This is a genomic window from Desulfofundulus sp. JL263-se, from assembly GCF_056316025.1.
In genome coordinates this window covers 1,220,804-1,243,018 of record NZ_CM149993.1, presented here as the reverse complement: position 1 = coordinate 1,243,018, position 22,215 = coordinate 1,220,804, and the positions used below count along the sequence as shown (strand labels likewise).

General features: G+C 48.6%; 17 protein-coding genes. 4 read left to right on the top strand and 13 right to left on the bottom strand.

Features of this window, described 5'->3' with window-relative positions; genetic code table 11:
• Positions 1-30 precede the first annotated feature (30 nt).
• From ACX4JR_RS06295 to ACX4JR_RS06240, 12 genes are all read right to left on the bottom strand, one after another.
• Positions 31-2,298 carry a xanthine dehydrogenase family protein molybdopterin-binding subunit gene (locus ACX4JR_RS06295; protein ID WP_476060166.1) on the bottom strand — a complete coding sequence of 756 codons (2,268 nt, stop codon included), beginning with the start codon at positions 2,296-2,298 and terminating at the stop codon, positions 31-33.
• Between the two features lie 18 nt (positions 2,299-2,316).
• Positions 2,317-2,799, bottom strand: a complete 483-nt coding sequence (locus ACX4JR_RS06290; RefSeq protein ID WP_476060165.1) for a (2Fe-2S)-binding protein — start codon at positions 2,797-2,799, stop codon at positions 2,317-2,319.
• A 29-nt stretch (positions 2,800-2,828) separates the two neighbouring features.
• Positions 2,829-3,695, bottom strand: a complete 867-nt coding sequence (locus ACX4JR_RS06285; RefSeq protein WP_476060164.1) for an FAD binding domain-containing protein — start codon at positions 3,693-3,695, stop codon at positions 2,829-2,831.
• A gap of 215 nt (positions 3,696-3,910) precedes the next feature.
• Positions 3,911-5,362, bottom strand: a complete 1,452-nt coding sequence (locus tag ACX4JR_RS06280) for a sigma-54-dependent transcriptional regulator (RefSeq protein ID WP_476060163.1) — start codon at positions 5,360-5,362, stop codon at positions 3,911-3,913.
• A 20-nt stretch (positions 5,363-5,382) separates the two neighbouring features.
• Positions 5,383-6,984 (bottom strand): GAF domain-containing sensor histidine kinase, encoded by a 1,602-nt coding sequence (locus ACX4JR_RS06275; RefSeq protein ID WP_476060162.1) that lies wholly within the window; start codon positions 6,982-6,984, stop codon positions 5,383-5,385.
• A gap of 333 nt (positions 6,985-7,317) precedes the next feature.
• Positions 7,318-7,776, bottom strand: a complete 459-nt coding sequence (locus ACX4JR_RS06270; RefSeq protein ID WP_476060161.1) for a hypothetical protein — start codon at positions 7,774-7,776, stop codon at positions 7,318-7,320.
• A gap of 110 nt (positions 7,777-7,886) precedes the next feature.
• On the bottom strand, positions 7,887-9,917 hold the full coding sequence (locus ACX4JR_RS06265) for an FAD-dependent oxidoreductase (RefSeq protein WP_476060160.1): 2,031 nt from the start codon (positions 9,915-9,917) through the stop codon (positions 7,887-7,889).
• A gap of 48 nt (positions 9,918-9,965) precedes the next feature.
• The gene (locus ACX4JR_RS06260) at positions 9,966-10,583 is read right to left on the bottom strand and encodes a nuclease/transposase family protein (RefSeq protein ID WP_476060159.1); all 618 of its coding nucleotides are present in this window, start codon (positions 10,581-10,583) and stop codon (positions 9,966-9,968) included.
• Between the two features lie 26 nt (positions 10,584-10,609).
• Positions 10,610-11,122, bottom strand: coding sequence for a 3H domain-containing protein (locus ACX4JR_RS06255; RefSeq protein WP_476060158.1), 513 nt, complete (start codon positions 11,120-11,122; stop codon positions 10,610-10,612).
• A gap of 6 nt (positions 11,123-11,128) precedes the next feature.
• On the bottom strand, positions 11,129-12,217 hold the full coding sequence (gene nadA, locus ACX4JR_RS06250; RefSeq protein WP_476060157.1) for a quinolinate synthase NadA: 1,089 nt from the start codon (positions 12,215-12,217) through the stop codon (positions 11,129-11,131).
• 22 nt (positions 12,218-12,239) lie between these two features.
• Positions 12,240-13,061, bottom strand: a complete 822-nt coding sequence (gene nadC, locus ACX4JR_RS06245) for a carboxylating nicotinate-nucleotide diphosphorylase (protein WP_476060156.1) — start codon at positions 13,059-13,061, stop codon at positions 12,240-12,242.
• 20 nt (positions 13,062-13,081) lie between these two features.
• The gene (locus tag ACX4JR_RS06240) at positions 13,082-14,626 is read right to left on the bottom strand and encodes an L-aspartate oxidase (RefSeq protein ID WP_476060155.1); all 1,545 of its coding nucleotides are present in this window, start codon (positions 14,624-14,626) and stop codon (positions 13,082-13,084) included.
• A 161-nt stretch (positions 14,627-14,787) separates the two neighbouring features.
• Between ACX4JR_RS06240 and ACX4JR_RS06235 the strand changes: the two genes are divergently transcribed.
• From ACX4JR_RS06235 to pepF, 4 genes are all read left to right on the top strand, one after another.
• On the top strand, positions 14,788-15,246 hold the full coding sequence (locus ACX4JR_RS06235; RefSeq protein WP_476060154.1) for a gamma-glutamylcyclotransferase family protein: 459 nt from the start codon (positions 14,788-14,790) through the stop codon (positions 15,244-15,246).
• 345 nt (positions 15,247-15,591) lie between these two features.
• A complete protein-coding gene (locus ACX4JR_RS06230; RefSeq protein ID WP_476060153.1) occupies positions 15,592-17,271 on the top strand; it encodes a Na/Pi cotransporter family protein in 1,680 nt (559 codons plus the stop codon).
• A gap of 99 nt (positions 17,272-17,370) precedes the next feature.
• Complete coding sequence (gene cls / locus ACX4JR_RS06225; RefSeq protein WP_476060152.1) at positions 17,371-18,969, top strand: cardiolipin synthase; 1,599 nt, start codon at positions 17,371-17,373, stop codon at positions 18,967-18,969.
• A gap of 55 nt (positions 18,970-19,024) precedes the next feature.
• Positions 19,025-20,806: an oligoendopeptidase F gene (gene pepF, locus ACX4JR_RS06220; protein ID WP_476060151.1), complete on the top strand. Its 1,782-nt coding sequence runs from the start codon at positions 19,025-19,027 to the stop codon at positions 20,804-20,806.
• A 69-nt stretch (positions 20,807-20,875) separates the two neighbouring features.
• On the opposite strand, the gene ltrA is transcribed toward pepF, so the two are convergent.
• Positions 20,876-22,132 carry a group II intron reverse transcriptase/maturase gene (gene ltrA, locus ACX4JR_RS06215; RefSeq protein ID WP_476060484.1) on the bottom strand — a complete coding sequence of 419 codons (1,257 nt, stop codon included), beginning with the start codon at positions 22,130-22,132 and terminating at the stop codon, positions 20,876-20,878.
• Between the last annotated feature and the right edge of the window lie 83 nt (positions 22,133-22,215).

Below are 22,215 nucleotides of genomic sequence, written 5' to 3'. Positions count from 1 at the left end.
CGTGTGCTAGGGCAGCCGCAAGTTACTTTATTAAAGCTTGTTGAGAGCCCGGAAAACTTTTTCTTCGGTAATTGGTATTTCCTTAAAACGTACACCTATGGCATTATAAATGGCATTAGCGATGGCCCCGGCGGTAGGTACAAGCCCGGTTTCTCCTACCCCCTTGGCGCCGCACGGGCCGGTGGGGTCTCCGGGCTCTACCAAAATTGCTTTTATTTCAGGCATGTCACCCGCTGTGGGGAGCATGTATTTATGGAAACCGTCCTGCAGTTGTTTACCTTTATCGTTATACCTGATTTCCTCGCTGAGGGCGTAACCCATACCCTGGGCCAAACCACCCTCCAGCTGTCCTTCAACAATGACGGGGTGGATGGCCTTGCCCACATCGTGGGCTGCAACCAACTTGATTACCCTGACCTGACCGGTTTCCGTATCCACTTCCACTTCCGCAAAGTGTGCCATCCATGGTGGTGCATTGCTGGGAATAACTTTGCCAACGCCCAAGAACTGCTTGTTATGCAGGTGGGCGTGCATTGCTAACTGCGCCAGGGTCATTTTTTGTTCTCCGTTGCAGTAAAGGATGCCATCTTTTATGTCGAGGCTCTCCACGGGCACTTCCAGCATCTCGGCTGCATAGGCAAGGGCCTGGGAACGTGCTTCCTGGGCTGCTTTAATTACGGCCTGGCCGGCAACGTAACAGGTACGGCTGGCGTGGCTACCGATATCGAACGGTGTGGACTGGGTATCAGCAATAGAAACCGAGACCTTGTCGAAGCTTACGTCAATAGTTTCTGCAGCAAACTGTCCCAGCGTGGTGCGTGTGCCCGTGCCCATGTCGGGTACGCCTGTGGCCACGTGGACGGAACCGTCGCTCTTAATGCTCACATAGGCGTTGGAAAAATCACCGCAGAAGGGCCAGGCGTTACTCACGTGGGTACCCACGCCCATACCGATACCCCTGCGCACCTTGTCTCCGGGTTTGTTGAGCTTACCACGGCGTTCCCAGCCTATTTCTTTGGCGCCTTTTTCTATGCACTCCGCCAGGCCCGTGGACTGGCAGGGGTAAGGAAGTACCCACTTGTCCCCGGGTTTAATGATATTCTTCAGGCGCAGTTCCTTGGCATCCATGCCCAGCTTTTCAGCAACGATATCCACCACGGACTCCAGGGCGAACATGGCCTGCGGGTTGCCGAAACCGCGCATGGCCCCGGCGGGAGTGCAGTTTGTATATACGCTGTGACCGTAGTACTTCTGGTGAGGCACTCTGTACACGGCGAGGCCCATGGCACCCAGGACGCCCGGCGTTTCAGCGCCGAAGCTGCAGTACGCCCCCGTGTTCAGAAGCCCTCTCATCTGAAGGGCGTGGAAGGTACCATCCTTTTTAACGCCGAGTTTTACGTAAACGTATCCGCCGTGCCTGGTATCGGAAGCAATAAAGTCTTCCTTGCGGTCGTAAACTACTTTTACGGGTTTACCCGTTTTCTTGGCCAGTTCCACTGCAATGGGTTCTGCTTTGGCACTAAGGCCTATGCGAACTCCGAAGCCTCCCCCAATATAAGGGGGATTCAAGACGCGAACTTTGCTAACAGGCACCTGGAAAACGTGGGCCAAAATTTGCGCTGAGGGGTGCGGGGTTTGGGTGGTAGACCATACGGTAATACTCCCGTCGCTGGATACTTGGGCAACAGCTGCCTGGGTTTCCATTTGTGCCTGTTTGACAATGGGCAGTTTAAACTCGTCTTCAACTATCAGGTCGCTTTCCCGGAACCCCTGTTCGATATCACCGAGGGCTAAATTGATTACCTCCCCGGGGATATTTTTCCCGGCTTTGCAGGGGTGGATTTCCGGCGCCCCGGGTTCCATGGCTTCCTTGGGATCGTATACCGCCGGTAGGGGCTCGTATTCTACTTCAATCAACTCGAGGGCCTCGGCAGCGATTTTTTCACTGGTGGCGGCCACTGCAGCCACTTCGTCACCAACATAACGTACCACTTCGTCAAAAATATACTGGTCCAGTACCGGCTCCAGGGGCGGTACGGTAAAGGTCATCGTAGCAGAAGTATTAAATTTTACGCGGGAAGTATTTTTATAGCAAATAACGGCTTCCACTCCCGGCAACTGCTCGGCCTTGGAAGTATCAATCCTTTTAATTCTGGCGTGGGGATACGGACTGCGCAGAACTTTGCCGTAAAGCATACCGGGCAGGTAAAGGTCGGTAGTAAAAGTTCCCGTACCTGTGGCCTTTTCCCAGGCGTCAAGCCGGCGAACGTTTTTTCCCACAACCTTGTATTCTTTCATTGCTCTATCCCTCCTCTGCTATGAGTTTTGGGTTTTCATTTTATCTACTGCCGCTCTTATTGCTTCTTCAATTTTGACGTAGCCGGTACAGCGGCAGATATTGCCGGCAATTGCTTCCCTAATCTCTTCCCGGGTGGGATTTGCTACTTTATCCAGGAGAGCCTTGGAGGACATAATCATACCGGGGGTGCAGAAACCGCACTGGATTGCACCCAGGTCCATGAAAGTTTCCTGCAGCGGGTGGGGTTTTTCCTGGGTACCGATGCCTTCAATGGTTTCAACGCTGCGCCCCGCTACTTTTAAAACCGGTACCAGGCAGGAATTAACGGCTTCTCCGTCCAGAATGACGGTACAGGCACCGCATTCTCCTTTACCGCAACCTTTTTTGGTGCCGGTAAGTTTTAATTCATCCCGTAGCACATCAAGCAAAGTGTCCGAAGGTGATACGGTCACTTTGATCGGCTTTCCGTTGAGGGTAAATTCAACTACTTTTTTACTCACTTTGGCTTCCCTCCTTGTACAGTGATGGGTTAGTTACCGGCCCGGGCCACGGCTTGTTCTAAAGCGCGGCGGACCAAGACCTTGAGCACCTCGCGGCGGTATTCAGCTGAACCGCGCAGGGCACTGCTGCGGGGATTGGCTTGATTCTTGGCGGCCTCCGCGGCCTTTTCAATTACGGCATCGTCCACGGGAGAGCCCTTCAGCAGCTCTTCGCTTTCTGTGGCCCTTACGGGTCCCGGGCCCACCGGCGCCATCACTATACGGGCCCACTCAAATTTATCCCCGTCCAGGGATACTACTACTGCCACGTTAAGCATGGGCAGGGCCAGGGCCTTACGCTGGGCCAAGCGCATAAAAGCAGAACCTTGCATGGACTGCAAGGCGGGAAACCTTACGCCGGTTACTATTTCAGAGGTGCTGTCGATGACGGATTTGCCTACCCCGGCGTAAAGCTTTTCCACTGGTGCCAGCTTAGTGCCGTCGAAACCTGCAATTTCCGCCTCCGCTCCCAGTGCCACCAGGGCAACGGCCGCATCAGCCGCGGGCTGGGCGTTAACCACGTTGCCAACCACGGTGGCAATGTTCCTTATTTGCAGGGATCCTACCGTCCTGCAGGCTTCCGCCAATACCAGGCCTTTTTCTTTCAGCAGCTGCGATTTAGCTGCTTGATTGTGGGTGACCCCGGCACCTATTTTAATAAAGTCGCCATCCTGGGAAATTTCCTGCAACTCAGTTATTCTGGTGATATCAACCAGCAGTTCGGGGTCGTGCTTCCTTTCCTGCGTATCAAGTATTAAATCTGTCCCGCCGGCAATGATGCGTGCCTTACCGCGATATTTTTGCAATATGGACAGGGCATCGCTCACGGAATCCGGCATAAGATAATCTTGATACATGGTCTAACCTCCTTTGCCTTACTTTTTTCAGTTACTTTGTGCAATTGACGTGCCAGTTGCTTAAATCATTAAAAAAGCAGAAAAATTCCGCCAGCAGGACACTGTGAACAATTTTATTGTGCCGAATTATCGTTTTTTTCAAAAAAAAATGCCGAAAAATCGGCAGAGTTATGATGCAATAATAAAAAATCCGGCACATTGCGACTTGTGCCGGGTTACTTACCTTTTTCCCTTCTCAGGTAACGTAAAACCCTCGGGGTTACTCCCAATTTTTTTGCTGCCTCGATTTGACTATCCCCCACTTCCCGCAGAGTGTTTTCGATAACTTCCCTGGTTATGCCCGCTTCTACATTTTTCATCAAAGTACGTAAATGTTCCAGGTTAAGATCGGGCATTTGCTTCAAAAGGGGGGGCAGCAGGCTACCCCACCAGCGCACCAGGGAATCCAGGTCCTTCCACTCAATGTCTCCGTATTGCCGGTAGCGGCTTAAATTTATGCCGGTTATCTTTTCCGGCAGGCACTCAACTCCAATAATATCCGAGTTGCGCAGTGCCAGGGCCCGGGTGACCACGTTCGCCAGTTCCCGCACATTACCGGGCCAGTGGTATGCTTTGAGTAGTTCCATTGCTTCCGGGCTGAATTTAATATTATTTCCCTTCTCCGGAGGAGAGTTTCTGAAAATAAAATGCCGGGCCAGCAAAGGAATATCTTTTTTACGCTCGCGCAGGGGGGGTAGGTTTAAAGTTACCACATCAAGGCGGTAGAAAAGGTCTTCCCGGAAATTTCCTTCCCGCACGGCACTTTTCAGGTCGATGTTGGTAGCTGCAATTATTCTCACATTCGTTTTGCGCGGGATTTCGCCACCGACGCGGATGAATTCCCCCGTTTCCAGTATCCGGAGGAGCTTCACCTGAATGGCCGGGCTGGCTTCTCCTATTTCGTCAAGGAAAAGGGTTCCGTTGTTCGCCAGTTCGAATACTCCCTTGCGGGAAGCCTGAGCCCCGGTAAAGGCACCTTTTTCGTGACCGAATAGCTCGCTTTCCAGCAGGGTTTCCGTAAAGGCCCCGCAGTTAACGGCAAAAAAAGGCTTGTCCGACCGGTGGCTGTTCAAGTGTATGAACCTGGCAAGTACTTCTTTGCCCGTACCCGTTTCGCCGTTTAGCAGCACCGTAATGTTTTTGGGCGCTATTTTTATGGCCAGGTCAAGTAAATTGAGTAGCGGGCTGTCTGGACCCGCAATTATGCCAAATTGCCGCGCCCTTTCGCCTAGTTCTTCATTTTTCCAATTACTTGTGCCGGCATTTCTTAAAGCACGGTCCACTATTTCTTCCAGCTCGTCCAGCTCGTCAAACGGTTTTTCAATGTAATCAAAAGCTCCCAGCCTGATGGCCTCAACAGCCGATTTTATCGTGCTGTAGCCAGTCATAATAATAACATTGCATTCCGGCTGGTACATCTTTATCTCTTTGAGCAAGGCGATGCCGTCAGTATCCGTCAGCTTCAGATCGACCAGGGCGAGGTGAAACGGCTGGCGGGAATAGTACGTTTTTGCTTCCTTCCCGCTGTTGGCCACACTTACCTGGTAACCCTTTTCTTCTTCCAGGAGAAATTTGAAAAAAGTTCCTATTTCAGTTTCGTCGTCAACGACTAGAATGCGGGGGTTCATGGCACCTCTCCCCAATATAGTTATTTACAAGGCAGGATAAGGGAAAACTTGCTGCCAAATCCCGGACTGCTCTCAACTTCTATTGTCCCTCCGTGGGCTTCGGCTATGCCCAGGCTCACCGAAAGCCCCAATCCCGTACCCCTGGTTTCCTTTTTTGTGGTAAAGAAGGGGTTGAATATATACTCCAAGTGTTGTGGTTCGATCCCCGTGCCGGTATCGGCAACGCTTACTTCGACGACCGGTACCCCTTCCCTTTCCTTCATACCCGTAGTGACCACTATTTTTTGTTCCTCCATACCGTCCAGGGCATCCCTGGCGTTGAGCAGGAAGTTTATGATTACCTGTTCCAGTTGGCGCCCGTTGCCCGTGATGGGGGGTATATTTGGGGTCAATTCTGTATCAATGGTAATACCGCACTTCTGAATTTGATAGGCAACCAGGGACAGACTGTTTTCGACCACCTCATTAATGTTTACCGGTTCGAAAATATAAGTGTCTTGCCGGGCGAAAGTGAGCAGGTTTTGAATGATGCTCTTACAGCGCTGCCCGCACTTTTTTATGTCTTGCAGAAGCTTATACGTTTTATCTTGCGGGTCGGCCCTTCTTAATAAAATATTGGCGTTGCCTATAACCGCCGTAAGCGGGCTGTTTAGCTCGTGAGCGGCACCGGCAGCCATTTCACCTATAGCTGCCAGTTTGGCCGATTGAAACAGTTGGGCTTCCATTTGTTTCTTGGACGTGACGTCGACTATATAGATGACCATGCTGTGTACGGCGCGTACTTCATTTAAAACGGGATAAGTAAAAATATTTAAAATTCTATTTGAACTAGGCAGGTTTATTTCCCGGGAAATGCTTTCCCCCGTGTTAAGGGTTATTTCCACGGGGCAGGTTGCACAACTATTATTGCAGAAGGGAAGGATTTCCCAGCAATTTTTACCCACCAGTTCCCGTGGTTTCTTGCCGTTAATGTGATTGTTCACTTGCAGGACTGTGCGTGCGGGGTCCATAAGAATAATCAGGTCCGGTACGGCTTTAAAAGTTTGTTCCCATTCTTTTTTCGCTTTAAATACTTCGTTGTAAAGCTGCGAATTCTGGATACAAACCGCTAGCTGGTCAGCCAGCTGTTGCACAAATACAAAGTCCTTTTCCGAATAAGCATATGCTTTTTGGCTGCCCAAATTGAGTGTGCCGATCACTTCATTCTTGACCAAAAGCGGCGCCATAATGGCCGATTTTATACCGATGGTACGCAGGTGGTCATCTTCCTGGTATTTATGGGTTTCGTGCCAAATATCCTGGCGCAGGTAGCATTGTTTGTGCTTAACAGCCTGCCAGGGCGCAGAATTGTAATTGTGCAGAACGGTACCGACTCCTAATAATTTTGGGTCCTTGGGTATGCTGGCCTTGATCACCAGGTTATTGTTTTCCAGCAGGCAAAAACTCAATAGGTCATACGAAATAACGCCCTTTAAGGGGGCTGCCATTTGATTAATAATATCTTCGTAGCTCATCCGTACGTTAATACTTTTGGCTATCTGGTTAATAATGGCTAGCCGTTGGTTTTGCCTGGTCAGTTCAGCAATTATCCATTTGGTTTTGGTTGAGCCGGTAACATGCATTATTTAATCACTTCCCCAAAGAATACAAACTATGTTTCAAAACCGCTTACCTATATAAATATAGCATAGTGAAGATATCGTAGCAAACAGGGTAAAAATATGACATAGTTCCTCATATTTGGCAGGTAGAATTTGTTTCTTTGCAAACTGTCCCGTGTTGGACATTGGCAAGAAGACAGCGACTTCGTGCCATTCCCGCGCGGGCCGTATAAAATTTTCAGCAGGCACCAGAAAGAAATCAGCCCCTTAAAACAATGGTTTTTGAAAAAGCGAAGCTCCCGGCGAAAAAAAAGAGGACCCCGGAACTCTGCAGATATCCGCACCTCCTTTTTTTCAATTAATTTTTTCACTGCCCTCTTCTTCCCCAATTCTCTTTTGTTCCACCAGCGATCTTATTAAAATAATCCCAAACCAAATACCGGCAGCTCCGGAAACTGCCGGGTCAGCAAAAAAGCAAAAAGGATAATGGGAGCCAAAATAATATGTCCACACGGCATTAGGCACCAATCCAAGCAAGCCTGACGGTATTCCCTGGAGTATCAAAAGCTCCTGCTTGAACCTGTACTGTATAACCCAACCCCAGAAACGACTCAACTCAATAAGTACCCCCGCCAGCACGGTCATCAGGGAAAGCAATATACTGGAAATCCATACCGGGACAGAAAAAGGAGCTGAAAGGTAAGGTCTCGCAGTGTAATACGCATAATAAAAATAACTGTATAGTAATAACAATACTATGGTCATTATAAGCAATTGCCCCGTGGCATACGGGGTTCCCCTTTTCCTGGTCAAGATTCCATTCCTCCTTAAAATTGCCTGCCTGTACCGTTTTGACTTTTTCCACAACCCGGATAAAAAATCCTGCACTAATTAAAAACCACCCCCATTACCGGAGGTGGTTTTTATAAATTTTCCCACAGCGGGCCCATGCGGGCCACCTTTCGGGCGAAGCGGCTTAATTCCTGTAACAAACTACCGCTGTTTTTGGGGCTAAAATAAGCCAGGCGCCCACCGTCTATCCCGATTTTGCTGCAAAGATTATAAGCAGCATTAAATTCCGCATCCCGGCACTTGGAAATACCATCCCTGGTACAACCGTCACCGCAAGAAACCAGGGCAACACCGCAGGCGCCCTGCTCAAAATCCCTCAGCACCCAGTCCTTACGTAAAGCACCTGCACAGGGAAGAACCTTTAAATCTAAACAGAGAAACTCCTGGATTTCTTTTTCAAAGCCCGGAACAATTTCCCTTCCCAATACCCGGCGGCATACGTAAATCTTTAAGGGGAAACTACCGGGTTGTCCGTTTTTACTCCTATGCTCCTTCTTTAATCCCAGTATGGTAATAGCCCCCGCCGGACAGGCTGCGGCACATATACCGCAGGCCTGACAGGCATCGGGGGATATTTTTGCCCTGCTTTCCACTGCAGGCACCCCAAAGGGGCAAACCCGCTGACAGGTTAAACAACCTGCGCACCGGGAGATATCCACCTCGGCACCCAGGCCACAGCGAAGACACCTTCCGGCCTCAACAAGGGCCTGCTTTTCACTGTATCCAACTTCAAAAGCTTCAAAGTTTCTAACGCGAATTTCCGGAATAATTTGGAATAAGTTTTCCCTGCCCCGGGAAATTACATGCTCAGCAACCTCAAAAGGAAGTTGCCCTATTACTTTTACCTCCTCTTTCTCCGGTAACTGTTTCCCCGTCAGATATGCCGCAACCCTTTCGGCCACCTTATGTCCCGAAGCCACTGCAGAAATGGCCGGACCCGGCCCGTTTACCACTTCACCGCAGGCAAAAACTCCTTCTGCACTGGTAGCCAGGGTTTCTCTGTTAACCACAACATTTCCCCGCGCGTCCACCTCTAAATAACCTTTTACAAAATCAAGGGACGCAGCCTGTCCCACAGCCAGTATTATGTTATCCGCCGGCATAAATTCGGTGACGTTTCCGTCGAATTGGGGACTGAAACGCCCTTTCTCGTCAAAAACCCGCGTTACCCTTTGCACCTCCAGACCTTTAATTTTCCCTTCATCCTCGATTATAACTTCTTTTGGCCCCCACCGGCTAAAGAACGCCACACCTTCTTCCCGGGCCTCTCGAACTTCCCATTCATGGGCAGGCATTTCTTCCCGGGCCTCAACGCATACCACAGCTACTTCACTGGCTCCCTGACGCAAAGCCGTACGGGCAACATCTATGGCCACGTCTCCGCCACCAACCACAATAACCCTTTGGCCGATTGATACGGGATTACCCAGGTTGGCCCCCTGAAGGAAAGGCAAGGCCGCAAGTACCGCGGGATGTTCCCCCCCGGGAATGGGGAGCATTTTGCTCTTTTGCAATCCGGCAGCTAATACCACTGACCGGTATTTACGCCGCAACTCCTCCAAGGTAATATCTTTTCCCACTTCCACTCCGCACCGGATATCCAGCCCGCACTCTTGAAGAACAAGTACATCCCGGTATAAAACCTCCCGTGGCAGCCGGTAAAGGGGGAGGGATGCAAAGAAGTGGCCGCCGGGCCTGCTGTACCGGTCAAGCACAGTTACGGAAAACCCCTGGCGTGCCAAATCGTAGGCGGCAGTGAGACCAGAGGGTCCGGCACCTATTACGGCGACGTCACCTCCGGGGAGATCTTTATCTCCAACATTAAAAGTGATGTCTTTTTGTTTTACTTCTATTTCACTTCCCCGCTCAACAGCAAACCGCTTCAGGGCCCTTATATTTACCGGTTCGTCCACCTGGGCCCGGCGACAGTTATCTTCACACGGGTGGGAACATACCCAGGCACAAACGGAGGGAAAGGGATTTCTTTCTCTAATTATCTGGTATGCTTCAACGTAATTCCCGTTGATAATAGCACTTATGTAACCGGGTATATCAGTATTCACCGGACAACCACCGGTACAAGGCGTTATAAGTTTTTTCAAGGAAACTCCTCCTCTGTGTTGTTTGAAGCGCCCGAAAAGATGCTGGTCTTAAAATGTGACATCCTCTCCCCAATAAATTGGGGAGCACCCAGCACTCAATAAATTGAGTGCTGGATTGGAGAGGTAGTGGTTAATGCAGCGCATCCACCTTTCTTCGCGGCCGGCTTCTTTCTTGACGCGGGAGAGCCTGCCCGCCTGCTGGAGTGCTTTCCCCCGTTCTGCCCATCGTTCCTTACGCCACCTTACCTGGCGGCCGTCAAAGAACACGTTATTGGACAGGACGGCCAGTTTGACGATACCGAAGTCAACCCCAATTACGCCGCCTGGCTCGTTAAGACGTGTTTCGTAGATAAGGAATATGGCCACATACCACTCGCCTCTTTTGTTCCGCCATATCTCCGTGGACCCCTGGCGGCAGGAACCTCCTGCCAGGTCCTGGAGTCTCCCGGCGTGGTATTCAGAAATGGCAAGCGGTACTGCTGTCTGACTTCTGCCGGGAGAGACGGGAAACTTGACAATCCATGTGCCAGAAGGCAGTTGATGTATTGAGCAGCAGTCCTGCCGCACCATTACCGAAACTGTTTTCTCAAATTTGGGCAGGCTGGCCTTCTTACCCTCGCGTAGGCGGGAAAGATAGGAGCGCCTGGCGGACAGCGCTTTAAGCATGGCGCAAAGTTTCAATAGTATCTGTATCAATCACCCGCTAAAAAGCCCCGTCTTCGTAATGCCCGGCGCACCCCTTCCAGGTCCTCCTGTTTACGGTATTCAACGGTATGCAAGTGAACACCGTTTGTCAAGGATGAAAGAAGGGGCGCTCGCTCCTTCTTGACCCTTTCTATAAATTTCTTTACGTCTTGCCTGGATTCAAGCATTAAATATCCCTTCAATTCCCCGTAAATGGGGTGTTCCACCAAAACATCCAGCACCTTTAGGCCGTGATCCACCATTATATTGAGCTCATCTTGCGTATCGGCCGGGCCGTGTTTCACCGCCAGTACCGCCTTTTGAACATTACCCGCCCCCCGGGGTAAAATATACCCCTGGGGAGTAGCCATAATATCATACCCCTTAGCCCGCAATATGGCTATATCCTGCACAATAACCTGGCGGCTTACCCCCAATTTTTTTGCCAGGCAGGAACCGCTGACAGGTTCCGAAGCTTCATCAAGAATTAAGAGAATCTTTTCCCTGCGCTCTCGGCTCATTAAGTATCACCCGGTGGCTAACATTCTTCGAAGGGCTATTTGGGCCCACTCTGCCGTTTCCGGCTCCACTATTACCTGATTTTCAACTCTTCCGTTTAAAAGACCTTCCAAACACCACAAAAGATTTCGTATATTTATCTTCATCATATCCGGGCACGGCTTTACTTTTTCATCTAATGAAATAATCTTTTTATCATTATGACTGTTAGCCAGTCTTTTTACAAGATTTATCTCCGTGCCCACGGCCCATACCGAACCCGGCTGAGAATTTTCAACGCACTTGATTATATATTCAGTTGAACCATTTTCATCTGCCTCACAAACCGTTTCATGGGGACATTCCGGGTGAACTACCACCCTTATGCCGGGATACTTCTTTCGAATCTCTCGAACTCTCTCCCGGCTGAACCCCAGGTGCACCGGGCAGTAGCCGTTCCACAAAATAATACGGGGATTTGTGCAACCGGTTAACAAACCCCGGTGCCGGTCCCAGACAGCCATTTCTTGCGGATTAACCCCAATTTTTACCCCTGTATTACGCCCCAAGTGCTCATCGGGAAAAAACAAGATCCTTTTACCTTGCTCCAATGCCCACCTGAATGCCTTTACGGCACTGGCTGAAGTACAGGTTAAACCTCCGTTTTTGCCGCAAAAGGCTTTTACCTTCGCCGAAGAATTTACGTAGGTAATGGGTATTACGCCACCGGGGAAAAGCCTTTGAACATCCTCCCAGCATTGCCGTACCTGGCTGATTTCCGCCATATCGGCCATTATGCAGCCCGCCCCGGAATCGGGAATAATTACTTTTTGAAAAGAAGAAGTTACAATATCCGCCGTCTCGGCCATGAAATTCACGCCGAGAAAAACAATGTATTCGGCCTCCTTACATTCGGCAGCCCTGCGGGCCAGTAGAAAGGAGTCCCCCCGCAGGTCCGCAAATTGAATAACCTGATCCTGCTGGTAATGGTGGCCCAAAATTAATAACTTTGAACCCAATTTCCCTTTGGCCCGTTGGATACGTTCCATTATTTCTTCATCGGTTAGGCCTGCATATTTTGTAGTATGCTCCCTATTATTTAAAATTCTACAAGCCATTATATAACACCACCCAAGGAAATTATTTTAATTCTAAACTTATATCCAGAGGCCTGGCAGAATGGGTAATCCAACCCAGGGATATTACGTTCACGCCTGTGGAAGCAACCCGGGCAACCTTATCCGGCGTTATTTGCCCTGAAGCCTCTACCAGTGCCTTTCCCCCAATTATTTCCACAGCCCGCCTCATATCATCCAGGCTCATGTTATCCAGCATAATTATATCGGCCCCAGATTCCACGGCTTCCCGGACCTGTTCTAAAGTTTCCACTTCGACTTCAATTTTTACCAGGTGGCCAGTATTTTCCCGGGCCAGGCGAACAGCCTTTTTGACGCCCCCGGCCATTTTAATGTGATTATCCTTAATCAAAACAGCGTCGTCCAAACCCAGGCGATGATTTCGCCCTCCCCCCACGGTAACTGCATATTTTTCCAATACACGCAGCCCGGGAGTTGTTTTGCGGGTGTCGGCTATTTGCACCCCAAATGGTCTGGCTGCTTTCACCGCCAGCGAAGTGGCGGTGGCAATTCCCGACAGGCGTTGTAGAAAGTTCAGTGCTACCCTCTCCGCAGCCAGTATACTCCGGGCATTTCCGCGCACCCGTGCAATAATGGTCCCACTGCTTACGGCGCCACCGTCGCAGACCACGGGCTCCACTTGCACCCGGGGATCAATAACTTTGAAAGTCTTTTCGGCAACACCAATTCCAGCTATTATACCTTCAGACATGCTTATGAAGTGACCTTTGGCGTTCAAGTCAGGAGGAACCACCGCCTGACTGGTGATATCCCCCCGGCCCAGGTCTTCTTCAAGGGCGCGGCGGATAATTTTTTCAATCAGCAAATTGGCTCATCCCTTCTGCCTTAAATGATGCACGCATCCTGTAAGCGGCTGCTGGTCTTCTGATTTCCAGAGAAATCAGAACGAAAATGACTTCCCCGGCTTTCCCGGCGGGCCAAGGCACTTTTAGCAATCAAACCGGCTACCGTAACCATATTCTTCAGGATAAAATCTCCCGGCTCCAGGGATGCTTCTATTTCATTAATGCGCCTGATCGCCTGGAAAAGTCCCTGGCCGGAACGAACCAAGCCCACCTTATCCCACATTAATTCCCGGAGTTCTTTCAAAATGCACAATTTGTCATCTGCATCCGGATACCCGGCATATGCTTCCCGAAACTGGACAGGCAGCAAGTTTTTAACCGCTTGAGGCCCTACTGCCGGCAAGCCCTCCATGGCCACTGCCCGTCCCACCCTGTAACCGAAAACCAGCCCTTCCAGCAGGGAATTACTGGCCAGGCGGTTGGCTCCGTGCACCCCCGTACAGGCCACTTCCCCACAGGCATAGAGTCCTTTTACGCTGGTACGCCCGTCCAAATCGGTTTTAACCCCGCCCATGATAAAATGGGCCGCCGGCACAACCGGAATTAAATCACCCGGCGCATTTAATCCCCGCTCCTTACAGGCGGCGTAAATGGAAGGAAAACGCGTACTGAAATCATTTCCCAAACCGGAAACATCGAGGAAGACGCCATTTCCCTTGCTTAATTCAGCAAAAATCCCCCTGGCCACCACATCCCGGGGCGCCAATTCCGCCCAGGGATGATAACGAAACATAAACCGCTGCCCCTTATCATTTACAAGAACGGCCCCCTCTCCACGGACCGCTTCAGAAATAAGAAACATGGGGTTTTCCTCAGTATTCAGCACCGTTGGATGAAACTGCACAAATTCCATGTTTTCCAGCCGGGCCCCGCACCTGTAGGCCAGGGCAAACCCGTCACCGGTACAATGAATGTCATTGGTGGTATGGGCAAATATTTGCCCGCACCCGCCCGTGGCCAAAACCACGGCCCGGGATATAAAAACCAGGATTTCTCCTTTAGAAATGTCCACCGCCAATACCCCCGTACACCTGTCCCCGTCCCGTATCAGGTCAATGGCGGTTGTTTCCTCATGTACAAAAATATTCTCCCGCTTTTTTACCTGGCAAATAAGAGTTTCCGCCAGTGCCCTGCCGGAGCCGTCCCCCCGGGCCGAAATCACCCGGGATTTGGAATGGGCACCCTCTCTCCTAAAAAGAGGATGCCCGCCCTCACCTTTGTCCAAAGGAAATCCCATGCTTATAAGCTGCTTAACCCGGCTGATGCCTTCCCTAACCAATACATCCACCGCGGCAGCGTCACATACCCCCGCCCCGGCCAGCAGGGTATCCCGGTAATGAAGCTCCGGCGAATCCCCAATGCCCATAGCCACGGCAATGCCACCCTGGGCCAAAGGAGTATTGCCTGCCGGCAATTTATCTTTGGAAAGTAACGCCACACTTCCGGAATTACAGGCCTCCAGGGCACAGGAAAGCCCGGCAACCCCCGCTCCAATGATTACATAATCCACCTCAATAATTTGCAAAAAGAGACACCCACTTTCCCCAGCAAATTTATTTTTTATTATCTGTCTTTACAGGTGTCTTGTCAACTGTATTGTTAAATAATGCTTAATTTTAATTTCACTTGTAAAAAAGGATTTAAGGTATCGATTTATAATATTATTTGTCAAGGAGGTTTTGTCGAATGCCCTGGGTTTTCGTTTACGGCACCCTGATGAGAGGAATGCCCAACCACCATTTAATAAAAGATCATATTTTACAGTGCTTAAGGGCCACTACCACCGGTACACTATATCACCTGCCCTGCGGCTATCCCATGCTGGTAACGGGCAGCCGCGACATCGTTTACGGTGAAGTTATGAAAATACACGAAAATTCTTCAATGCTGGGACTTTTGGACGAATTAGAAGATTTCTTCGGCCCGGGGCATCCGGATAACCTTTATGAGCGGGTGGAAAGGGAAGTTCGCTTACCCGACCTGGCCTGGAAAGTACGGGCACTGGTCTACGTGTGCCCTGAACATAAAAAGAAAGAAATAATTAAAACAGGCACCCCGGTAAAAGGGGGAGATTGGAAAAAATTTATTCAAACGTATATTAAAAAAAGTAATATCGAGCTTAGTATAAAGAAGGACCGTCTGTAATTAATAATTGGACAGGTTTTGGACAGGTTTTGGACAGGTTTTTTTTTATTTGGAAGAAATAAGGTTTTTGCAATATTTTTAAAATTCAAACTTCTTAACATTAAATTGACAAATTTATAACATTATATTAATATTTCTCCAAAGGTTGTGACATATGTCACAAACCCGGGCAGGTGATTTCTGGTATATGCATCAATAACCTTAACTACGGATAGGAAATAACCTTTATATATGTTAAAATAAAGAGATATTTTTTATATTTCCGTTAATTATTTGGTTGGTTTAACGAATAACACAATGGTTAATTATCCAGAGATATCCAGAAAGATAAGGAGGTGAAACGAAATGACCCTATATATAATTGTAAGCGTAATAGGTGGAATGGGTCTTTTATTGTATGGCATGTATATAATGAGTGAAGGCCTGCAGAAAATCGCCGGGCACAGGTTAAGAAATGCTTTAAGTTCTTTAACCCAGAATAAAATTATCAGCCTTATAGTTGGTGCCCTGGTTACCATATTATTTCAGAGCAGCACCGCTACCACCGTTATCCTGGTTGGCCTTACCAGTGCATCCATTATTACCTTAAAACAAACTCTGGGGATAATCCTCGGGGCTGATATAGGTACAACTGTTACCGCCCAGCTTATAGCCTTGAAGGTAACGGAAATTTCCCTTCCTATTGTAGGGATCGGGGCAACCATAATCTTTTTCACCAAGCGTGATAAATACAGAAGGATAGGCCAGGCGCTACTGGGATTTGGCCTTCTGTTCCTCGGCTTGAAAATAATGGCCGACGCAATGCACCCACTGCGGGATTCTCAATATTTTAAAGATGCTTTACTGCAAATGAGCAATAACCCATTGCTGGCCATTTGTGTGGCAGCCCTGTTTACTTTTTTAATACATAGTAGTGCAGCTACTATTGGAATCATAATGCTCCTTACCATCCAGGGCATGTTAACACTAATACCGGCCATTTACCTGATGTACGGGGCAAATATAGGAACGTCATTTACCGCTGTGCTTTCCAGCCTCAGCTCCTCCAGAGAAGCACAAAGGGTGGCCACCGCCCATCTGTTGTTTAAAACAGCGGGAGTTCTTTTATTCCTTCCGCTAACGTTGCCTTTTGCCAAGTTAATAATGTCTCTTACGTCAGATCCCGGCTTCCAGGTGGCAAATGCTCATACCTTTTTTAACGTTGCCATTGCAGTATTGTTTTTACCGTTTACTTCTTATTTTGCAGTTTTTTTAGAAAAAATTGTGCCGGAAAAGAAAGAACCCAAAACGGAACCCCAGTACCTGGATTATTCTTTGATTGAAACTCCGTCACTGGCCATAGGCGTGGCTTTAAAAGAAGTTATTTATATCTCCGATAACACGGTAAAAATGTTAAGGGATGCCAAAATTTCCCTGGACAATTACGATTCAAACCTGATAGAGTCCATTCTTCAGACAGAAAACAAAATCGACAAGCATACCATCGAAACCAGGCGATACCTCATCCAGGTGTTAAGACATCCCCTTTCCAGGCAGGAATTTAATAAGTGTTTAAGCTTAATAAATATAGTAAACGAACTGGAAACCATTGGTGATATAATTGAAAAAAACATCCTCTACCTGGCGGAAAGTAAAAAAATTAATAACAGTGAATTTTCCGAAGAAGGTAAGCGGGAATTGGACCATCTCTATAAAAAACTATACGAACTGGCGAACATAGTAAATAACGTAATATTGACCAATGATTCCGAGATGATTGGTAAAGCCCGGTCCGTATATGATGAAATTGTAGACCTGGAATTCAGATCCCGGATTGCCCATATTCAACGCCTAAGTAAGGGAATCAGCGAGTCGGAAAATACAAGCACTATTCACTTAGATTTAATAAATGCCTATCTTAGAATAGGTCAGCATTTAGCCCATATTATCGAAATTATTAACGATCCGGAAATATTGGATATTAAGAACATAGATGAGTTTTGCAATGGTTATGATATTTTCGGAGTAACTTCCATTAATAAATAGGAGGGCCCGGTAATTCGGGCCCTCCTCATTCCCTTTCACCTTGTCATTGATTTAACACGCGCAGGCCTGCATAATTAAAGTAACAACGGGCAAAAACTGATGGTGATTAACATGAAACTACAAAAATGTATCTTAATTTTACTAGTGTTGGCCTGCATTATTCCGGTATTTTTTTTATTATCAGCGGCTTACCCGGGCAGCGCACAACCGGTTGTAAATACTGCTGTCCCCTTAACGAATCAAGCAAATGGCTTTTGGAGAGTAGTTGCCGAAATTATTACGGTAGTATTCGGCCTTTCCACTATATTAATTGCCATTTTAATAATGTTGGAAAATCGAAATCCCTCCAGAACCGTTGCCTGGCTCTTGATTTTGTTGGCTTTTCCCGTTTTGGGTTTTATTTTATATATACTCTTCGGCCAAAACCTGCGCAAAAAGAGAAAAGTCCGGCGGCATTTCCGAGATAGTGACGTGCTGGAATTGGACTCGGTCATAAGAAATCAACTGAAAATGCTCCAGGAGCCGGAGTATAAATTGTACCAAAACATCAATTCCCATAAAAGATTGATTAACCTAGTTTTAAACAACTCCAGCGCCCCGTTCACAATCAATAACCGGGCCCGGGTACTCACAAACGGCCAGGAAACTTTTGCTGCTATTTTGGATTCCATCTCCAAGGCTAAAGACCACCTGCACCTGGAATATTATATTGTTAAACCCGATAATATCGGCCGCAAGATTCATCAATTGCTGATTGAAAAAGCCCGGCAAGGCGTTGAAGTAAGGCTGCTTTACGACGGGGTGGGAGGCCGAAAGCTCAAGGCTGATTATCTGAATCCCCTGAAAGAGGCAGGCGCGGAGATAGCAGTATATTTACCGGTAAAGTTTCCCTTCTTCCAAAGCAGAATAAATTACCGCAATCACCGGAAAATTGTAGTAGTGGACGGCATGGTGGGTTATGTTGGAGGTCTTAACATAGGAGATGAATACCTGGGCCAGGGTAAATTGGGGTTCTGGCGGGATACCCATATGAAACTGGAGGGCGAAGCCGTATATTTCTTGCAGAGAATTTTCCTGCACGATTGGCACTTTGCAACAAAAAAGAAATTAACTTCCCCCAAATATTTCCCGGTACTCCCCCAATACGGCTCCCTGCCTGTTCAAATAACCACCAGCGGTCCCGATACCGAGTGGGCCAGCATACTTCAGTCACATTTTGCAGTCATTGTCTCGGCCCGGGAAAGAATTTATATAACTTCTCCTTACTTCGTACCGGATGAAAGTATATTAATGGCTTTAAAAACAGCCGCTTTGAGCGGCGTGGACGTCAAATTAATTTTACCCAGTATACCTGACTACCGTATTGTATTTTGGGCTTCCATGTCATATCTTCCGGAGGTAATCGAGGCCGGAGTCAAGGTTTACCTGTACCAGAAGGGGTTTATGCATGCCAAAGTGCTTCTTGTCGACGGAGTGGTGGCCTCGGTAGGGACAACAAATATGGACATGCGCAGCTTTAATTTAAACTTTGAAGTAAATGCCCTTATCTACGATAAAAATATTGTTAAGAGATTGGAAGAAGACTTTTATAAGGACCTTGAAGACAGCCGGCTGGTAACTTACGAAGAATGCATAAACAAGGGATTTTTGACCCGATTCAAGGAATCCAGCGCCAGGTTGTTGTCACCCATATTATAGAAACATGACAGGCCACCGGGCCAGTGATAATAATTAAAAATCTTAGGAGGAGAGCATGAGCCAAGAAAAATATACCTGGGACCTGACTGATATTTATAAATCGCCGGGGGAATGGGAGAAAGCCTTAACAGAGGTTAAAGGCCTGGCCGACAAAATTGCCGGCATGAAGGGAAAGATCGCATCCTCTGCCCAAAACCTGCTCGATGCCCTGAAAACCAGCGATGAACTTAATATGAAACTGGCCAGGGCTTACAGCTATGCCCGCATGGAATTTGACACAAACATGGGAAACGATGAGGCAAAGGGCAGATTCGAGAGGGTTGATGCACTGGCATCCACCACCAGCGACCGCCTGGCTTTTTTCGAACCGGAACTGCTGCAGATGAACCCGGAGACATTTGAAGCATACAAGAAAGAAATTCCGGAATTGAATACCTATTCCCACACATTGGAGAAACTTTTCCGCAAAAAAGAACATGTCCTGGCCCCGGAAATGGAAGAAATCTTGGCAAAAATGGCATCCCTGGGAAATTCCTTCAAAAAGATTTATGATGATATAACAGTTAATGATCTTGAATTTCCAGAAATTGAGGGCGAGGACGGTAAGCCTGTTGTTGCCAATGAAACCAATTACCGGAAATGTCTAAATTCCTACGACAGGAGCCTTCGGGAAAGATACTTCAGGTCCCTTTTATCTACCTACGGAACCCATCAAAATTCAATTACTTCAGCATACTACGGGTCGGTAAAACACGACGTTTTCGTGGCCCGGGCCCGGAAATACAATTCTTCCAGGGAGATGGCCCTGGCCGGAAACTTTATTCCCCTCGAGGTTTACGATAACCTTATTAAAACGGTACGGGACAACATAAACGTCCTGCATGACTATATTGCCTTGCGGAAAAAAGTACTGGGCCTGAAGGAAATCCACTTTTATGATCTTTTTGTCCCGCTGGTTGAAAAAGCCAACATTTCTTATACCTTTGAAGAAGCCAAAAGCCTGGTACTGGAAGCGCTGTCCGTGCTTGGCGAAAATTATACCGGTATACTCCGGAGGGCTTTCGACGAGCGCTGGATAGACGTCTACCCCCAAAAGGGGAAAAGGTCAGGCGCCTACGCCATGGGGATTTACGGCTGCCACCCTTACTCATTGCAGAACTTCTCCGGCACATTGGATGACGTTTTCACCCTTGCCCACGAATTGGGGCATATGATGCACAGTTATTACAGCAATGAAAATCAGCCTTATACTAATTCGCATTATACGATTTTCACGGCGGAAGTGGCATCTACGTTAAATGAAACAATTCTTTACCACTACCTGTTATCCAAAAGCAACTCGTCCCGGGAAAAGGCCCACCTGTTAAGCATGCACTTGGACAGCCTCCGGTCCACCCTTTTCCGCCAGACGCTCTTTGCCGACTTCGAAATGCAGGTTCACAATTTGGTTGAAAAAGAACAGCCCATTACCCCCAAAACCCTCAGGTCGCTGTACAGGGACTTATACGAAATATATTACGGCAAGGATTTTGTCATTGATGAAGAATTAACCTTTGAATGGTTAAGGATACCCCATTTTTACCATTCATTCTATGTTTACCAGTATGCCACCGGAGTCTCTGCCGCCATTAGCATAGCCGGAAAAATACTTAATAAAGCAAAACTAAACGGAAAATCCGCCCTTGACGGGTACCTGGATTTTCTTAAGTCGGGTGGCTCAGACTACTCCATTAACTTACTCAAAAAGGCAGGGGTGGATATGTCTACCCCGCAGCCTATTCTCGACGCCCTCAATGATTTTGACACGGCCCGTCGAAAACTGGAAAAGAATCTGTAATCGAGTAGGAGGGGGTGATTAACCCCCGTCCTCTCACACCACCCAGCATGCGGGTCCGCACTGGGCGGTTCACCAAGCGCTACGAATAAAATGATAACGCTCGGTTAAACTCATGAGGCCCTGGGCCTGCCAGTAGGCAGTGTTCAGGGCATTGTTTAATGGGCCGCCGGTTATGCGCCAGTATCCCTTACGGGTGTTCGCCAGCTGGTGTGCGACCCATTCCGGGAGACCGAGGGCCCGCAATTCCCGGTAACGGGTGCGAACCCGTTTCCATTGTTTCCACAGGCACATGCGCAGGCGCCTTCGTAACCAGCCTTCAATATCCATTAATCTGTTGGACATGTCGGCCAGTGCAAAATATCCTACCCAACCCATCAGGTACTGGTTAATCCGCTGGATGCGTTCTTCCATGCTTATGCTTTTGCTTCGAGAAGTTAGTTCCCGGATTTTGTCCTTCAGCCGCTTGATGGTTTGAGGGGCCAGGCGGATGCGCACTTGCCCCTTGATTTTGTACATGCTAAAACCAAGGAATTTGCGCTTCCATGGACGGTCTACCGCGCTCTTGGTCTCGTTTACTTTGAGTTTTAACCGTTTCTGCAGGTAGGCGGTTATGCTGGCCTTGACCCTTTCTCCGGCCCGGCGGCTGCGAACATAGATGTTGCAGTCGTCAGCATACCTGACAAAGCGGTGTCCCCGCTTCTCCAGCTCTTTGTCCAGGTCATCAAGTATGATGTTGGCCAGTAGCGGGCTTAGAGGCCCACCTTGTGGTGTGCCCTCGTCCGTTACCAGGACCAAACCATTTACCATGACCCCGGATTGCAGGTATAGCCGGATTAGTTTGAGTATGCGCTTATCTTTGACTTTGCGCGCTACCCTGGCCATGAGGATATCGTGGTTCACCTGGTCGAAGAATTTCTCCAGGTCGATGTCCACTACCCATTCATAACCTTCTTGCACATATTGCCGCGCTTTGCGCACGGCATCATGCGCGCGACGCCCGGGCCTGAATCCATAGCTGTTGGGTGAAAATCCAGGGTCGAATATGGGCGTCAGTACCTGCAGAAGTGCCTGCTGGATTAAGCGGTCTATCAAGGTTGGGATTCCCAGAAGTCGCACTCCGCCGCCCGGTTTCGGGATTTCGACCCGGCGCACGGGTTGCGGCCTGTAGGTCCCGGCGAGCAGTTCTTTACGTATGCGCTCCCAGTTCTCTCGCAGATAGGCACGGAAGGATTCAACCGTCACTCCATCTACCCCGGGGGCTCCTTTGTTTTGCTCTACCCTCTTTAGTGCCGCCAGCATGTTGCTTCGCGCAAGCATGGCTTCCAGCAGGTTGTTATCATTTCCTTCGCGGGATGCATCCTCGGGTCGTGCCGGAGACACACTCGGCCCTCCCGCGGTCCCCCGCGGCT

Coding starts and splice junctions, on each gene's coding strand:
- ACX4JR_RS06285 (WP_476060164.1), bottom strand. CDS start 3,695: ATGTATCAAGATTATCTTATGCCGGATTCCGTGAGCGATGCCCTGTCC.
- ACX4JR_RS06230 (WP_476060153.1), top strand. CDS start 15,592: ATGACCCTATATATAATTGTAAGCGTAATAGGTGGAATGGGTCTTTTA.
- ACX4JR_RS06260 (WP_476060159.1), bottom strand. CDS start 10,583: ATGCTTAAAGCGCTGTCCGCCAGGCGCTCCTATCTTTCCCGCCTACGC.
- ACX4JR_RS06275 (WP_476060162.1), bottom strand. CDS start 6,984: ATGCATGTTACCGGCTCAACCAAAACCAAATGGATAATTGCTGAACTG.
- ACX4JR_RS06235 (WP_476060154.1), top strand. CDS start 14,788: ATGCCCTGGGTTTTCGTTTACGGCACCCTGATGAGAGGAATGCCCAAC.
- cls (WP_476060152.1), top strand. CDS start 17,371: ATGGTGATTAACATGAAACTACAAAAATGTATCTTAATTTTACTAGTG.
- ACX4JR_RS06295 (WP_476060166.1), bottom strand. CDS start 2,298: ATGAAAGAATACAAGGTTGTGGGAAAAAACGTTCGCCGGCTTGACGCC.
- nadA (WP_476060157.1), bottom strand. CDS start 12,217: ATGGCTTGTAGAATTTTAAATAATAGGGAGCATACTACAAAATATGCA.
- ACX4JR_RS06280 (WP_476060163.1), bottom strand. CDS start 5,362: ATGAACCCCCGCATTCTAGTCGTTGACGACGAAACTGAAATAGGAACT.
- ACX4JR_RS06255 (WP_476060158.1), bottom strand. CDS start 11,122: ATGAGCCGAGAGCGCAGGGAAAAGATTCTCTTAATTCTTGATGAAGCT.
- pepF (WP_476060151.1), top strand. CDS start 19,025: ATGAGCCAAGAAAAATATACCTGGGACCTGACTGATATTTATAAATCG.